A 16,488-nucleotide genomic window follows, 5' to 3' on the forward strand; every position below is an offset into this window, starting at 1 on the left:
GGGGTCACGTCGCCGCTCCCGCGGGACGACCTCGTCCGGGCGCCGGCCGGCGGGCTACGGCTGCGCGCGCCACCACGGGCGCTCGGGCCGCGCGAGCGCGAGCGACGTGAGCACCAGCACCACCACGAGCCCCGCGACGCGCCACCCGCTGCCGCCGCCCGACCCGGCGACCGCGCCCGCGACCAGCGCGAGCGCCTGCGCACCCGCCTGCGCGGCGAGGGCCGCACGCAGGTCGGTGCGCAGCACCGCGACCTCGACGCGCGTGCGCCACCCCGTGAGCGCGACGACCGGCGCCAGGCGCAGCACCACGTGGACCAGCAGCACGAGACCCGCCAGCACGAGCGGCGGCGCGGGGTCGTGCACCACGAGCCACGCCCCCAGCAGGAGCAGCAGCACGGCGGCCGACGGCAGCCGCGGCACCACGGCGGGCGCGACGCCCACCGCGAGCAGCACGACCAGCCCGCCGGTACCGGGAGAGGGACCGGGCGCGCCCTGCGCGACCAGCACCGCCCCCGCACCCGCGAGCGCGAGCACGAGCCGCAGCGCGGCGGCGGGCACGGTCGACCCCGTGCGCACCTCGACCTCGGGCGGCCCGCCGCGGACGCGCGGCGTGCGCGCGCCGGCGCCGAGCCGGTCCAGCACCCAGGCGCCGACACCCTCGGTGCGCAGCAGCCCGCTCACCCCGGCACCCCCGCACCGGCGCGGCGTTGCCCGCGGCGCGCGAGCACGCGCAGCGCGACGGCCGCGTCGTCGCGCCACGTCACGAGCTCGACGCCCTGGTCCGCGAGCTCAGCCATCCGGTCGGTGCGCGTGAGGGTCGCGATGCGCAGCGCGAGCCGCTCGCGGTCGTACAGACCGGACGTGCGCAGCCGCGGCAGCACGTCGACGCCGACGACGCGGTGCCCGGCGGCCCGCCAGCGGGCCGCGACGCGCGCCGACTCGTCGTCGAGGAACGTCGAGAACACGACGACGAGCGCACCGGACGGCAGCCGCGGCGGGCGCAGCCGCTCGGCGGGCGCCCCCTCGGGCGCGGTGAGCGCGAGCGCGTGGCGGATCCGGTCGAGCTGCCGCCGCCCGCCACCCGGCGCCACGGGCCTGCGGCGCACGCCCAGGTCGTCGAGCCCCACGCGGTCGCCGCGGTCGAGGTAGGCGCGTGCGACGGCCGCGGCGGCCTGCCGCGCGCGGTCGAGGGACGTCGCGTCCTGCGGGTGCGGCGCGAGCGAGCCGCGCCACGTGCGGGGGTCGGGCCCGACGTCGTCGCGCGAGTCGACGACGAGCACGACGACCGCCTCGGCGAGCGCGTGCTCGCGCCGGACGTACAGCTCGCGCAGGTCGGGCGAGCGCCGTGCCGTGACGCGCCAGTCGATGCGGCGCAGCCGGTCGCCGGGCGCCCACGGGTGCACGTCGCGCAGGTCGCCGCCCTCGCCGGGGCGGCGCGACGGGTGCGGTCCCGTGAGGCCGCGCAGGCGCGGCGGCAGCGGCACCTCCAGCAGGGGTGCGGTCGCGGGCAGCACGGTCGTGCGGCGCGTGACGCGTGGGGTCGGCTCGGCGAGCGACGCGCCGTCCGGGCCCGCACCCTGCACGTCGGCCGACGCGACCTCCTGCGGGCCCGTGCGGACCGTGCGGGCGACGACCGGCAGCCGCCGCGTGCCGTCGACGCGCACCAGCACGTCGGCGCCGTCGCGGCCCTCGCGCCCCACCGCGACGGTCGCCCACGGGCCCGGGCCCTCGACGCGCAGCGTCGCGCGCAGCCGGCCCGCCGTGCCGTCGGCGTCGTCGTCGGTCACGCCCGGTCCCTCGAACGTGGCCGTCACGGCGCCCTGAGGGCGGGCCGCGAGCGCCCGCGCCGCGAGCACGAGCGGCGCGACGGCGAGCACCGCGACGTCGGGCCGGGCCAGCAGCACGCCGAGCAGCAGCAGGAGCAGCGCGGCCGCCGACGCGCACGTCGTCGCGAGCGTGGGCGTCCACGGGCCCTGCGGCACGACGACGGGCGCGGCGTCGTCGTCGCGCCAGGTCGGGGGCCGCGCGGGCGGCCGCTCGGGCAGGCTCACGCGCGGCGCGCCGTCGTCGGCCCGGGGACCTGCGCGAGCACCTCCCGCACGACCGCCTCGGGCGCGAGCCCGGCCGCCCACGCCTGCGGCGACAGCGACAGACGGTGCGCGAGCGCGGGCACGGCGACGGCCTTGACGTCCTCGGGGGTCACGTAGTCGCGGCCGTCGAGCACCGCGAGCGCCCGTGCCACCAGCACGAGCGCCTGCGAGCCGCGCGGCGACGCCCCGACCTCGACGGCCGCGTGCGCGCGCGTGCCCGCGGCCAGGTCGACCGCGTAGGCGAGCACGTCGGGGTCGACCGTCACGGCCTCGACGCCCGCCTGCATGGCCAGCAGCGTCGCGACGTCGACCACCTGGCCGACGGGCGCGGCCTCGCGGCGCCGCTCGAGGCGCCGCGCGAGCACGTCGACCTCGGCGTCCCGGTCCGGGTACCCGACGGCCAGGCGCACCATGAACCGGTCGAGCTGCGCCTCGGGCAGGGGGTACGTGCCCTCGTACTCGACGGGGTTGGACGTCGCGACGACGTGGAACGGCGCGGGCAGCGCGTGCGTCGTGCCGTCGACGCTGACCTGCCGCTCGGCCATCGCCTCGAGCAGCGCCGACTGCGTCTTGGGGGCCGTGCGGTTGATCTCGTCGGCCAGCAGCAGGCCCGTGAACACCGGGCCGGGGCGGAACGTGAACTCCGACGTCGCGGGGTCGAACACGCTGGACCCGGTGACGTCGGACGGCAGCAGGTCGGGCGTGCACTGCACGCGGCGGAAGTCCAGGCCGAGCGCGGTGGCCAGGCTGCGGGCCGCGAGGGTCTTGCCGAGGCCAGGGACGTCCTCGAACAGCACGTGCCCGCCCGCGAGCAGCGCCGCGAGCGCGATGCGCAGCGGCTCGGCCATGCCGACGACGGCCGTCGCGACCTCGTCGAGGACGGCGCGGCCGGAACGCGCCACGTCAGGCACGGGCAGCGCGGCGGGGGTCACGGCGGGGGTCTCGGTCATCGTCGGCTCCTCGCGGCGGGCGGGTGGGGGTCGGTGCCGGGCGCGGACGCGCCCGGGGCGGGTGCGCGCTGCGCACCGAGGTCCTCGAGGACCTTCAGGGTGTGGGCCAGGTCGGCCACGGACGGCCGGGGGTGCTGCACCTGCGTGAGCGTGGTGCGGGCCCGCGCACCGATCAGCGCGAGCACGGCGTCGGCGTCGGCCGGGTCGGACAGGTCCAGTCCGTGCCGCGCGAGCCGCCGCGCCCCGGCCTCGCGCAGGCGGCGCAGCGCGCGCTCCCCCGCGCGGCCGTCGCGGCTCTGCATGGTCCACGCGGTCTCGGCGATCTCGCCGCGCGCACCGTCGCTGCGCTGCGCCGTGCCGCGCGCCCCGCGGGGCTCGACGCGGGCGTCGAGCCGCTGCAGCACCGCGACGGCCGCGGCCACCGCGAGCCCGACGACGCCCGCCGGGACCGGGTGCGAGCCGAGCGCCCACGTGAGCAGCGCGACGCCCAGTCCGACGACCGCGGGTCGCAGGATCGCGCCGCGTGCGTCCGCGAGCGCGTCACGGAGGCGGGTGGCTGCGCGGCTCATGTCGACGTCCCGTCGTCGGGCGCGCCGGGGCGCGCGTCACCCGGTGCACCGTCGGCCGACCCGTCGCCGCCGGACCCGCCCGCGCCGCCCGGCCGTCCGGCGCCGTCGCCCCGCAGGACGAGCCCCTGCGCGACCGTCTCGAGCAGGTCCCGTGCGCGTGGCACGTCGTCGGACGTCACGGGGTGCGAGCCGAAGCGCGCCGCGAGGTACAGGCCCAGCAGCGCGCGCGTCGCGGCCGGGTCGGCGCGCGTCGCGCCGAGCACCGCGACCGCGAACTCGCTCGCGGTCTGCGCGCGGTCCCGCTCGACGCCGGTGCGCGCGGCGGCCGTCTCGACCGCGACCCACGCCGCGACCACGGCGTCACCGGGCGGCACGTCCTCCTCGAGCGCACGCGTCGCCGTCGCGACGCCCTCGCGGAGCGCCGCGACGCCCGACTCGGTGAGCTCCCCCGTCTCGCCGTCGCCGAGCGGCTCGTCGTCCTCGTCGTCGCGGCGGTCGAACCGCCAGCCGCGCGCGAGCTGCCGCCCCACCAGCACCAGCACCGTGACCACCGCGAGCAGCGCGACCGCCTGCACGGCGCGCAGCAGCCACGGCAGCCACGCGGGCGGCTCGGGCGTCTCCTGCGTGCCGTCCGCGAGCTCGGGCGCCTCCGTGACCTCGGGCGGCGGGGGCGGCGTGAACGTCGCGACCGGCACGTCCACGCGGCGCGCCTGCAGGTCGAGCGGGCCGGACAGCGCCGCACCCAGCACCCCGACGACCACGAGCAGCGCGGCCAGCGCCGTGACCACGCTCGCGCGGCGGGTGGGCACGGGCAGGACCTCCGGACGACGACGGCGGGGCGGACGTGCCGGTCAGGCTAGCGTCCTGCACCGACGCGGGGGTGGCGCCGCGGCCGGTTGCTAGCCTCGCCCGGTGATGCGGTGGGCCCGGTGAGCGACGTCCTGGACGCGCTGCGTCGTCACCCCGACGTCGAGGCGGAGAACCTGCACGCGGTCGACGCGACCGACCGGCTGCTGCTCGACGAGGCCGCGCCGCTGCTCGTGGGCGCACCCGCCGGGAGCGTCGTGGTGATCGGCGACCGGTACGGCGCGCTGACCCTGGGCGCGGTCGCCCGGCACGGGGTCACCGGCGTGCGCGTGCACCAGGACCGGCTGACGGGTGAGCGTGCGCTGCACGCCAACGCCGAACGCCTGGGGCTGGGCGGCTTCACGTCGCACGGGCTGACGCCGGACCTCGTGGCGGGGGCGCGGGTCGTGCTGCTGCAGCTGCCGCGCGCGCTCGACGCGCTCGACGAAGTCGCCGCGCTCGTCGCCGAGCACGCGGACCCCGACGTCGTGGTCGTGGCGGGCGGGCGCGTCAAGCACATGACGACGGCCATGAACGACGTCCTCGCGCGGCACCTGGGCCGGGTCGAGGCGCGGCTCGCACGGCAGAAGTCCCGCGCGCTCGTCGCGTCGTCGCCGCGCCCCGCCGCCGAGCGGCCCGCGCGCCGCTGGCCCGAGCGCGCCGAGCACCCCGACCTCGGCCTGGTCGTCTGCGCGCACGGGGGCGCGTTCGCGGGCACGGGCGTCGACATCGGCACGCGCGCGCTGCTGCGGCACCTCGACGCGGTGCCGACGACCACCGGGACGGCCGTCGACCTCGGCTGCGGCACGGGCGTGCTGGCCGTCGCGCTCGCCCGCCTGCGCCCCGGGCTCGACGTCGTCGCGACCGACGAGTCCGCGGCTGCCGTCGCATCCGCCCGCGCCACGGTCGACGCGAACGACGTCGCCGACCGCGTGCGGGTCACGCGCGCCGCCGGCGCCGACGACCTGCCCGACGCGAGCGTCGACCTCGTCCTGCTCAACCCGCCGTTCCACGTCGGCGCGACCATCGCCCCGCAGGTCGCCCACGACCTGTTCGCGCAGGCCGCGCGCGTGCTGCGCCCCGGCGGCGAGCTGTGGGCCGTGTGGAACTCCCACCTGCGGTACCGGCCCGTGCTCGAACGTGTCGTCGGGCCGACACGGCAGGTCGGGCGGGACCCGAAGTTCACCGTGACGGCGTCGGTGCGGCGCTGAGGTCAGGTGTCCGCTGCTGTCGACCGACAGCGTCCGGGCGGCAGACGCCCGCGCGCCGACTCTGGGCTCGCACGGGCGAGGCGTTCACCGCGAGGCCTCCTGGCCAGGCGTTATGGGGTGGTCGCGGATTAAGGCCCGCTCGGTCGGTCGCCGCACCAGCCGCCGATGCGCGCTCTCTCGATCCTCGGGAGCCCCTCGATCACGCTGATGTGCTCGAACTGCGCATTGCTGACGATCCGCACGTCCTGCAGCCGCTCCAGACGGCTCAGCGGCCGCAGGTCCACGGGCGCGCCCTGCGGCGCCGAGGGGTCGGGCGACAGCACCAGGATCTCCAACCCGGCAAGACGCTCCAGCCCTGCCAGCGAGCCGAGCGGTGCATCCATCACGACGAGCTCCCGCAGCCGCAGGGGCGGGTCGTCGCACCGGAAGTCGAAGGACGTCGAGACACCTCGTCTCAACTCGAGCCGCAGGTACTCGAGCTCCCGCATACCGGACACGGGGGCCATCGAGGGTTCGGCCACACGGTCGAGGAGGAGGTGACGCAGGCGTGTCATCTGACTCAGGGAGCCCCCGAGCTGGCCGGCACTCGCCGACAGCTCACGCACCTCGGTCAGCGTGGAGACGTCGATCGGCTGCCGCAGGCGCACCCTCGCATCGACATCTAGCCGTTCGACGTGCTCGAGCGCCCCGGCGGGTAGCGGAGGGACGATCCCCCGAGACCACACGAGCAGGACCACGGGCTGCAGATCCTCCAACCAGGCGAGCGAGGGAGCCCGCGGATCCCAGCACCTGCTGGTGATCTCCACCCCCCCGACGCCCTTCTTGCGCAGCGCAGCGATCGTCGACGGCGCCGGAGGCTCGTCAAACTCCACCAAACGCACCTCGCGCCCGCCCGCGATGCGTGCCGTAGAGAGCTTCACCATGTCATCTTCCCCTTGGGCCGATCTCCATGCGTCGGTTGAGAAGTTGCGCCTTGATCGACTTCCCGCGGGACCGGATCACAAAGTCTTCGAGCCGACGCTGGTAGCGCAAAGTCGGCGCACGGAAGGTCTGGATGCATCCGCGAAAAGTCCCACCCCCCTCAATCGCGAGAGTTCATCCCGATAGCAACTGTACGATGCTTGGATAAATCCTCCATCTTCAGTTTCACCCAAGCGGCGGTCTAGGTACGAAGAGCGGTACTCCTCCTGCGCGCCAGTCAGGTACTCTACGTTTCTTTTCACGATGTACAGCTCAGGCGGGTGGAATAAGTCGAAATCCGAAGAAACCGCATCAAGCGAAGGTGCTCGCACGTCGATTCGCGAGCTACTTCTGAGCGTAAAAGCGACTCGAGGAACGCCGCCCCGGGACTCTAAACACAGGGGCCAACACTCAGCGATCACCGACACCCCGAACGAGAGCGAGAAATAGCCCCCTCTGATGGATTGAAGATCTCGTCGAAGTGCGTCGAAGAAAAGCAGCCGGCGCCGCACCACTCCCCTTCGCTTATTTCTACCAACCAGGTCGCGATCGCCTCTTTCACGGCAGCCTCCAACCAAACGACTTCAGCCATATTCTCTGCGCACGCGTGACAATGGCTCGACCATGCTTCCAGGTTCCATCGATGTTGAGTGCAGCAGGTCTGCGCGGCGTTTTGATGTAAGCACGAATCTGCTCACCCTTGACCTTGCCCCTGTCGATTCTGATGATCCCTCTGGGTGCCTTACCTCGCTGGAACGCGGCGTTCATCTGGTTGACAGGGCAAGACGGGCCAGTGTTGTGGACCAGCTGGTCGGCCTGCGCAGGATCAGCCGTGACGTAGTAGGTGTGCTCACCCGCGACGTGCAGGTTGTGGACGGTCTGGTCCTGGAACCACCCCAGGTCCGTGGTATGCACGAGCGTACGCACGGCGCCGTCCGACGCGAGCGTCGTGTCGCCGACGACCAGTTCCCCGGCCGCGACCCACTCGGCGTCGCGCACCCAGTAGGGGTGGTTGTCGGTCGCGACGACAGCCTCGACGTCGCCGTCGAACCGCAGCGCCACGAGGTGCTTGTCCCCCGTCGACGTCAACGGGGTGATGACCACCTCGGCCGACGTCTGACCCGTCTCCGGATCACCTGCCAGGACCATGTCAACGACCTGCAGGTCCTCGATCGGCGTCAACGACCCGTCGGACATCCGTCCCAACGTGCCCGGGACGAACGAGCAGGCACGACCCGCGACCCGCTTGACCGTGGCGACGACCCGGTTCGCTCGCTGTCCCAGCTCGGCCGACACGGACGTCGCCTTGAAGGCGGCCCGGACCCCCCAGGCCCGCACCCACGAGCGAGGCGGCCGCCGTGACGCCCATCTCCAGGGCCTTGCCCTTGTTGCCGTTCGCCGCGTACGCGACCGCCGTTCCACATCGGCGCGGCCATCGCTCCGCAGGTCGCCCACGACCTGTTCGCTCAGGCCGTCCGCGTGCAGCGCCCCGGCGGCCAGCAGCGGGCCGCGTGGAACTCCCACCTGCGCTACCTGCCCCTGCTCGGATGCACCGTCAGGCCGACACGACAGGCCGGGCGGACCCGAAGTTCGACCAACTCGACCCCGGCGATGCTTCTGGCATCACCTCGTCACAGGCAGGGGAGACGCGTCCTAACGGTCGAAGAACCGCCACCTCGTTGCGATGGGCATTCGCCGGAAACGCACCCGACGCATCTTCGAAGAGGGTGCGGCGCATTCCGTAAAACTACTCAACGCCTCCGGAGAGGAGCCTCCGAAGCATGCTCTTTATAGTCGAGGTCAGTGTGTATTCCACACCGTCGACACTCACGATCCTCGTGGGCGCCACTCGCCCCCCGCTCGCCCGTGCGCCGTTGAGCACGTAGGAGACGGCAACTCGGTAATAGGCGCGCAGGATTTCGCGGACATCATCGTCACTCAAGTCCTCCTCGAACTGATTGTGCGAGAAGTTTCCGTCGATCTCAACAAAGAAGAACCTATCACCGGGGGTAACAACTCTCGCAGCGCGCCGAGGCTCGGTCGACGACACCTCAAGGACCACTGCGCCGCGCTCGACGCCTAGCGAGTGCTCGAGCGCCGCTTCCTCGACGGAAACCAGGTGCTCCAGTGTCTCTATTACGTCACTTTGCTTCATTTTTTCCAGCCCCCAAGGCCCCAGTTGCGACCGGTCGGATTCCACGTTACCCCCAGTCGCGTCCGTTCGATATGAATATGCACCGGCTGAATTCGCTGACGCCAGGCCGGCATTTTGTTCCAGTGTCTTCGCTGAGCCCCGAGAGACACTCGAAATGGGCCCCCTTGATACTGGGGCCCTATGCGGACAATGTTATTCTTCTTGATCTTCGCCCATGCCGCAGTGGCTACCTTCTTTACGGCCTCACGAAGCGCGCTCGTTGGCCCGGGTGTGCATGCGGCGTTATGCACAAGATACTCGTCATCCCCGCCGGTAGTCACGAAGTACGTGTGTGCACCGGACGTGTGCAGGTTGAACACGGTCGTGTCCGCCACGTCGCCCAGGTCGTCGACGCGCGCGACGGGGTGGAGACGACCGTCGCGTCCCACCGCCTCGTCACCGACGGCGAGGTCGACGGCGTCGACCCAGCCCTCGCCGTCGACCCAGAACGGGTGGTTCGCCGTCGATAGGACCGCGTCGTCCTGCCCCGCGAAGCCCACCCTGATCAGGTGCTTCACCCCTGCGGACCAGATGGGCGCGATGACGACCTCGTGCGTGACCTCGCCGGTGAGCGGGTCACGGGCCAGGACCTCGTCACCCGTCGTCAACGACTCGATCGGCGCCGTGCTGCCGTCGGCGAGGCGGACCAACGTGCCCGCCACGAAGCTGTTGCACACCTTCGCCGCTGCACCCGCCACCTTGGCCGCGCGCCCCGCCCGGACAGCCGTGGACACCGCCTTGACCGCAGCACCCGCACCCACGAGCGCGGCCGCCGCCGTGACGCCCATCTCCAGGGCCTTGCCCTTGTTGCCGTTCGCCGCGTACGCGACCGCCGACACCGCGGCCGATGCCGCACCGATCGGCCCGGGGATCATCGAGGCGATCTCCCCGACGGCCGCCACGACACCCAGCACCTTGCCCCAGGCGATGGTCCCGCCCAGGTCCGTGCAGTTCACCGGGTCGGCGTTGCAGTAGTCGTACGCGCCGGCCGACCCACCCGGCACCGGGTCGACCTGCAGGAACCGGCCGATCGCCGGGTGGTACAGCCGCACCCCCATCAGCAGCACACCCGCCGGCGTGTCCGCCGACCGCTGCGCCGCGCCCAACCACCCGTACCGCGCCGGCGGTGCGTTCGTGGTGGCCGCGCCGCTCATCGGCACCGGGTTCCCGAACTCGTCGAACGACGACAACCGCAACGCCGACCACGACGCCGCCGACGCACCGTCGTCCACCGGCAGGGTCCCGACCACGTCGCCGTGCAGGTCCACGATCTGCAGCACCCGCCCACCGGCGGCACCGGTCTGCACGGCGACCTGCCCGTCGGCGCCCTCGACCCACCGGGTCACCTCGTCGGGGCGGGTCGCGTCCTCCACGATCCAGCCCGGCTCGTCGCCATCACCGTCGTAGTGCACGACCTGCTCGGTCGAGGCAGCCCACTGGTCGTTCACCCACGCCCACGTGCGCTGCGTCGAGAACCGCTGCAGCGGGTCCAGCGTCCACTGCGCCTTCTCGACGCCCGGCACCTCCTGCGTCGCCACCAGGTCGTTGACGAAGTACCCGGTCGTCGCCACGCCGGCGCCGTCGGCCGTCGGCATCGCGGTGGTCCGGCCGAACGCGTCGTACGCCCACGCCTGACCGTTGCCACCCGACGTCGACACCAGCCGGTCCGCCGAGTCGTACGTCGACGTCGTGGTGGTGGCACCGGTGGCCCCGGGGCAGGCCGCCCCCGCCGCCGCGGTGGCCGTCGAGAACGACGTGCGGTTCGAGTGCGCGTCGTAGCCGTACCGGCGCGACGTGCACGGTGCACCCACCGCGCCGACGTCGTCCACCGACGCCAGGCGCGCGTACCGGTCGTAGCCGTACGTCCGCTCACCCGTGGTCGACGTGTGGCGCACCCACTGGCCCCGGTGGTTCTCGATCACCGAGTCCTGCCAGATCACCGCGCCGTCGGAGTCACGCGTGTACGTCCGGGACACGGGCACCCGCGCCGCGTCGTACCCGAAGGTCATGGTCACGCCGCCCGGCAGCGTCTGGCGTTCCAGCTGGCCGTCCGGCCCCCACGTGGGCACCACGGCACCACCGACCGAGTCGGTGATCCGCGTGACGTACCCGCGCGGGTCGGCCGTCCGGTCGTACTCGTACCCGCGGGTCGTGCCGATCGAGTCGGTGACCTTCACGGGCTGGCCGTACCGGTCGTACTGCGTCGCGGTCCAGCCGCCCTGCGCGTCGGTGTACTTCACGAGCCGTCCGAGCGCGTCGTACTCCTTGGCGACCGCAGCCGTCGGCGTGCCCGCGGCGTCGACCGTCGCCTGGGCCACGACGTCGCCGGTCTGCGCGTCGTACGTCGTGGTCGTCCGGGCCACCGCCGTACCCGCGCCGGCGCCGCCCGAGATCTCGACCGACGTGACCCGGTCGGCCGCGTCGACGACCGTCCGGGTCTGCCGCGTCTGGCCGTTGGCGGCCTCGGTCGTGAGGGTCGCGGTGCCGAAGCGGTTGTACTCGGTGACCCGCTTCTCGGTGAGCTGGCCCGGCATGCGCGTCCCGTCGTGCCCCGTGACGGCACCCGCGTAGCGCGTGACGCACGGCTGCCCCGCCCACTCCGGCCGGTTGCGGCACGCGGCGTCGGCCGCCGAGCCGTCGGCGGTGTACAGCACGGAACGCACCGTGCCGGCGTCGGCTCCGGACGAGCCCGGCTTCGAGGAAGAGAGCACCCGCCCGCGCACGTCGTAGACCGTCGTCGCACGCAGCGGCGCAGGGCCCTCGGCGTCGACCGTGACGCTCGTCGGCTGCTTGTGCACCCAGCCCGACGTCGGCCCCGTGACCGCCGCACCCGGCTCCAGCGGGTCGTACCCGTAGGTGGTCAGGGCGCCGTCGAGGAAGTCCGCCGTGCGCACGTCGGCACCCAGGGCGACCGTGCCCGACCGCTCACGCGTCGTGAGCTGCGACGCGACGACCGTCACGGGGCGACCCTCGTCGTAGCCGTACCTTGTCGCCGCGTGCGCGGTGACCGTCGCGTTCGGGTCGTTGCCGACCGCGAGCCGCTGGGCGGGACCACGGGTCGCGTGCACCGCCAGGTCGTCCGGCGTGTAGTACGTCCGGGAGTCCAGGACCTGCGCGATCGTCGCCGACGACCCCGTGATCCCCCACGAGCCGAGCTGCGACGACTCGGGCAGCTTCCCGAGCGCGATCAGCCGGTTGGTCGCGTCGAGCGTCCTGACCACGCGCCCCTTGCCGTCGTACTCGGTCGTGTCGACGAAGCCCTCGACCGGGGCTCCCGCACCGGCCGGCGAGGCCGTGTTCACCTCGTTGCCCGAGGCGTTGAGGTAGTGCACCGTCGCGGCACGGTAGCCGTCACGCCCCGGGACGGACGCCGTCGCCGTCGTCACCGTCGGCGGCTCCTGCGGCGGGAACACCGCCGTCGCGTCCGTGGGGCCGTCCTGCTGCGCCCACGTCGCCAGCGCGGCCGGCCCCAGGTCGTACGGCCCCCCGGCGCCGCGCGTCAGCGGCACGCCGTAGACCACGGTCGTCGTGTTGTCCGGACCGGCCTCGGTCCGCGACCCCGGCACGAGGCTCTCGCGCGTCGCCGTGAGCAGCCGGCCGCCGCCCGCGTCGACCCAGTCGCCGGCGCCCGTGCGCTGCGCACCGCCCGGGCCGTAGGTGTACCGGTAGGGCTTCTCGCCGGGCGCCCCCACCGAGGCGAGTCGTCCGGTCGCGTCGTACGTGTACGTCGTGACGAGCGCGGGAGCGATGCGCGGGTCGGACACCTGACGCAGCCGCCCCAGCGAGTCGTAGGCGTAGGCGGCGATCGCCGTGCGCGTGCTGGCCTTGCCCGGCTCCGCGGACCAGAGGTACGCCGCACGCACCTGGTTCGCGACGTCGCCGAACGTCGCGCCCACCGCGGTCGTCGCCGTCGCGTACTCCAGCTCCACGACCTTGCAGCCGGCGGCCGGCACGGCGGCCTCGCAGCCCGACACCCCGGGCTCGCGCGGCGCGATGATGCGCTCCAGCCGGCCCGGGCCCGTCGCCGACGTCGCGTAGACGTACCGCGCCTCGGTCTCCGCGACCGCGCTGGACGACTGCGCGATCGCGTAGTCGCCCGACGACCCCGGGCGCGTGAACAGGCTGAACGTCCCGTCGATCTCGGTGAGACGCCAGCCGTTGCCCTCGGGGCGCAGCGTGAGGGTCTCGGCGCCCGGCTCGGGGAACCACTTCTGACCGTCGCCGGACGTGAACCAGATCTCGCCACCACCGGTCAGGTGGACCGCCGCGACGTCGTCGTAGGGGCGCGACACGTGCGTGTACGCCGTGCCGGACCACTCGTCGGCGGTCCCGAGCGCCCACTCCTTGCCGAACGGCGACCACGTCTCCCGGATCGAGACGTCGTCGAAGTAGACCGGCTTGGCCGTCGACGTGAAGCCGTTGTAGAGCCGCGCGAACGCCTCCGTCGCCGTCGGCGGGATCGTGACGTCGACGCTGACCCGCTCCCACTGGTCCCGCTTGGTCGGCATCGGGGTGCGCGCGCCGACGAGCGGCGGGTTGCTGTACGTGCCGTCCGCGTTGCGCCAGAAGACGTTGATGCCCAGGCCACGGGGGTTGTCGGGCGTGAGCCCGGTGGCCGCGGGGACGTACACCCACGTCGAGACGCGGTACGTGCGTCCCGCCTGCAGTCCGAGCTTGTTCGAGGAGAACGGGCCGGTGTCCGCGTACAGGGAGGCGTACGAGTCGGCGTTGCCCTTCGAGGTCACCTTGAACGACGACGTGCCGGCGTGGAACCGCGTCGTGTCGACCGCGACCGCCGCGGTGTGCTGACCGATGTCGGTCACCGCCCGCGCCTCGCGCATCGTCTCCGGGAGCCGGTCGCCGTGCAGCTGCACACCCGCACGGGACTCGCGCGAGGACGCGGTGCGCACCACCGACAGCCCGAACTCGTCGACGTCGGTGACGGACAGCGTGTGGTCGCCCGTGAGCAGGTTGACGCTGCCCGGGCCGACGTCGGCCGACGCCGCACCGTCGGCGTCGGGGTCGACCGTGAGGGTCACCCACTGCGTCTCCTGCGGAGCGGTCCCGGCGGCTGACGCCGACACCAGCGCGCGGACCTGCACCGGCCCGCCCTCGTGCCCCAGCGTCGCGCCGACGTCCCACGTCGTGTACGCGTCACCGGTGGGGAGCACCTGCCACGGCGTGGTCCACACCCGGCCGTCCGACGTGCTGAGGTCACCGACCGGCACCGCGGCGCGCGTCGTCGAGTCCGGGCCCCGGCGCCACTCGTAGCTGACGTAGGCGTAGCCGTCCGCCGCCTGCACGCGGATCGGCACGCGCCGCACGACCCGCGCCCCCTCCTCGGGTGCCACCACCCCGGCCAGCCCGACGTTGAAGGCGTACTTGCGCACCGGGGACGCGTTCCCCGCCCGGTCGACCGCCCTGACCTGCAGGACGTGCCGCCCGGCGGTCGCGGGCGTGACGGTGAGCGACTGGGCGGTGCCCCCGACCGCGGCCACCTTCTGGTTCGGGTCGGGCGCCTTGTCGAGCGCCCACTGGTACTCGACGATCGAGGCGTCGGCCGCGGACGGTGCCAGACGGAACACGCCCGCGGTGCCCGGTGCGCGCCGCCACCTGTTGTCGTCGGGGTAGTCGGTGGAGGTCACGAGCGGCGCGGTGGGTGCCGTCGTGTCCACGCCGAACGTGAACCTGGCGGACGGCGCGCTCTCGTGCTTCCAGTCGCTGCCGCCGACCATGAAGAAGTACGTCTCCTGGTCGACGAGAGTCCCGGCGGGCACGTCCTTGTAGGCCTGCGCGCCCGAGGTCACGAAGCCCGAGTTGCGGCCGTTGCCCCACCCCCACACGTGCGTGCCGGCGCCGCGGAAGAGGTAGAAGTTCGCGTCGACGTTCTCGCCGTCGGGGTCGCTGACCGTCGCGGAGAGCCGCGGGGTGAGCGTGTTCGTCCAGTAGACGCCGTTGTACGCGGTCGCGTTGCGGGGCGACACGTTGAGCCCCGTCGGCACGTTCGGCGTCGAGTTGTACGTGACCCACACCGACGGGATGTACGCACCGTTGTTCGCCTGGTAGACGCGCTTCCAGCCGTAGTTGTCGCGCTCGTTCTCGGCCTTGATGCCGACGTACCCCTCCTGGCCGCCGCCCGCGGCCCAGTCGCGGGCCATCGACGTGATGTCGGCGTTGATCCAGCCGTCGTCGCACGACGCCGAGTAGCCCCGCGTCTCGGACGACGTGGAGTAGTGGCCGCCCCAGCCTGGCTGGTTGTTCCACGTCGACCCCGGGCCCGCCGCGTACGTGGACCACACCTGCCAGTTGCGGGGCTGGCAGGACCACGAGTGGAACGCGAACAGCTCGAGCCGCGCGGCCAGGACGTTCCGTCCCGCGATGTGGCCGGTCGGGAAGTGGATGAACGAGCGGGCGACGTGCGCGCCGCCGTCGTACGTCCCGATCGACATGTCGGCATGGCCCGAGCGGTCGTTCGAGTAGCCGGACAGGACGTACGTGTCGAAGCCCCAGTTGAAGTTCACGTCCGGGTCCACGACGACGGGGAACTGCGTCGCGGGGTCCTGCAGGAAGGCGTCCTGCGGCGCGAGCGCGACCTCGAGCGCACCGTCCGCGGCCGGCTCGACCTCCCGCTCCACCTCGACCGTCCCCGCGGCGGGCGGCTCGACGCCGTCCCCGACGACCGGGACGGACGGCACGTCCGCACCGGGGTCGAGGCGCGCGGTCGACGAGCCGGCCGGCTCGTGGTCGGGCGTCATGACCCACGCCGGCATCGGCGACAGCACGGGCGCGTCCGCCTGCTCCGCCGGCCTGTCCTCCGTCACGGGGTAGGCGCGGTCCTGGTCGGCCTCGGCGTCCCACATCAGCGGCACGGCAGACGTCGCCAGGACGTCCTCGCCGCGGACCACCTGCAGGCCGCCGTCGTCCGCCGCCGTGACCCGCGCGTCCCCGCTCGCCGTGACCGTCAGCGGCAGGTCGGGACGCGTGCCCGGCTCCGGACGCTCGTCGATGACGAAGAACTGCTCGAAGCCCGTGCTGGTGGCCTCGAGGACGAGGTCGACGCCCGGGCGGACGTCGGCGTAGACGGCGCGACGCCCCTGCAGCTCGGGCTCCGGGAGGGGGCCCTCCCAGCGGACCGCCGTGCGGGTCCCCGTCGCGGGGTCCGTCATGGCGACGAGGTCCACGCCGTCGGCGGCGTCGGACGCTCCCGCGAAGGTCAGGTCGCCGCTCTGCGCGACCGGGGCCACGGCACCGTCCTCGCCGCGCTCGAGCGTGAGGTCGACCGCCGCCCAGTCCGCCTCCTGCGTCCCGTCGCCGCCGGTGCGGACCCACACCGGGCCGGAACCGTGGCCCGCGGCTCGCGTGCCGTCCGGGAGCACGAAGACCGAGCCGTACTCGGTGCGCTCGGCGAGGACCTCCACGGGGGCGTCCTCGAGCCGCGCGACCGCCGCGGCGGTGGCGGCGTCCGGGGCGGTCAGCGGCCCCGACGGCTCCGACGCCGCCGCGGGCGCGGGCCCGGGTGACGCCGGCTCCGGCGGCTGCGCCGCGACAGGAGCCGCTCCGGAGACGACGAACACCGCGGCGACGGCGAACGCGGTCGCCGGGACGTGGGCCGTCCAGGACTCGGGCACGCCGAACGAGGCCAGCAGACCGGCCATGCGCACATCTCTT

At 73.8% G+C, this 16,488-nt stretch carries 11 protein-coding genes; 2 read left to right on the plus strand and 9 right to left on the minus strand.

All coding sequences use genetic code 11. The annotated features are described in order from the left end of the window. Positions 1-54: 54 nt before the first annotated feature. From GY42_RS12280 to GY42_RS12300, 5 genes are read right to left on the minus strand one after another with little or no spacing between them, the layout of a single operon-like run. Entirely contained in the window at positions 55-681 is a 627-nt protein-coding gene (locus tag GY42_RS12280) for a hypothetical protein (protein WP_046529543.1), read from the minus strand. Further along, positions 678-2,051, minus strand: coding sequence for a DUF58 domain-containing protein (locus tag GY42_RS12285; protein ID WP_052748368.1), 1,374 nt, complete (start codon positions 2,049-2,051; stop codon positions 678-680). Before GY42_RS12285 ends, GY42_RS12280 begins: the two co-directional genes overlap by 4 nt. Continuing rightward, positions 2,048-3,040: an AAA family ATPase gene (locus GY42_RS12290; RefSeq protein ID WP_046529544.1), complete on the minus strand. Its 993-nt coding sequence runs from the start codon at positions 3,038-3,040 to the stop codon at positions 2,048-2,050. The genes GY42_RS12285 and GY42_RS12290 overlap by 4 nt, the downstream gene beginning before the upstream one ends. Then, positions 3,037-3,609, minus strand: coding sequence for a hypothetical protein (locus tag GY42_RS12295; RefSeq protein ID WP_046529545.1), 573 nt, complete (start codon positions 3,607-3,609; stop codon positions 3,037-3,039). Before GY42_RS12295 ends, GY42_RS12290 begins: the two co-directional genes overlap by 4 nt. Further along, positions 3,606-4,418 (minus strand): DUF4129 domain-containing protein, encoded by an 813-nt coding sequence (locus GY42_RS12300; RefSeq protein ID WP_046529546.1) that lies wholly within the window; start codon positions 4,416-4,418, stop codon positions 3,606-3,608. The genes GY42_RS12295 and GY42_RS12300 overlap by 4 nt, the downstream gene beginning before the upstream one ends. 120 nt (positions 4,419-4,538) lie before the next feature. Between GY42_RS12300 and GY42_RS12305 the strand changes: the two genes are divergently transcribed. After that, on the plus strand, positions 4,539-5,666 hold the full coding sequence (locus GY42_RS12305) for a class I SAM-dependent methyltransferase (RefSeq protein WP_082131521.1): 1,128 nt from the start codon (positions 4,539-4,541) through the stop codon (positions 5,664-5,666). Positions 5,667-5,794: 128 nt separating this feature from the next. Here the strand turns inward: GY42_RS12305 and GY42_RS12310 are convergent, their stop codons facing one another. Beyond that, a complete protein-coding gene (locus tag GY42_RS12310) occupies positions 5,795-6,589 on the minus strand; it encodes a hypothetical protein (RefSeq protein WP_046529548.1) in 795 nt (264 codons plus the stop codon). A 595-nt stretch (positions 6,590-7,184) separates the two neighbouring features. Next, positions 7,185-7,922, minus strand: coding sequence for a polymorphic toxin-type HINT domain-containing protein (locus tag GY42_RS12315; RefSeq protein WP_152667305.1), 738 nt, complete (start codon positions 7,920-7,922; stop codon positions 7,185-7,187). Between the two features lie 126 nt (positions 7,923-8,048). Between GY42_RS12315 and GY42_RS18740 the strand changes: the two genes are divergently transcribed. Then, positions 8,049-8,420 (plus strand): hypothetical protein, encoded by a 372-nt coding sequence (locus tag GY42_RS18740; RefSeq protein WP_082131522.1) that lies wholly within the window; start codon positions 8,049-8,051, stop codon positions 8,418-8,420. Here GY42_RS18740 and GY42_RS19120 read toward each other — a convergent pair. Together GY42_RS19120 and GY42_RS20040 are read right to left on the minus strand one after the other, a co-directional pair. After that, on the minus strand, positions 8,374-8,781 hold the full coding sequence (locus tag GY42_RS19120) for a hypothetical protein (RefSeq protein WP_046529550.1): 408 nt from the start codon (positions 8,779-8,781) through the stop codon (positions 8,374-8,376). The two genes, GY42_RS18740 and GY42_RS19120, sit on opposite strands and share 47 nt — an antisense overlap. Beyond that, positions 8,778-16,475, minus strand: coding sequence for a DNRLRE domain-containing protein (locus tag GY42_RS20040; RefSeq protein ID WP_052748369.1), 7,698 nt, complete (start codon positions 16,473-16,475; stop codon positions 8,778-8,780). Before GY42_RS20040 ends, GY42_RS19120 begins: the two co-directional genes overlap by 4 nt. Positions 16,476-16,488 lie beyond the last annotated feature (13 nt).

It is taken from the genome of Cellulomonas sp. FA1, from assembly GCF_000986825.1.
Classification (GTDB): Bacteria; Actinomycetota; Actinomycetes; order Actinomycetales; family Cellulomonadaceae; genus Cellulomonas; species Cellulomonas iranensis.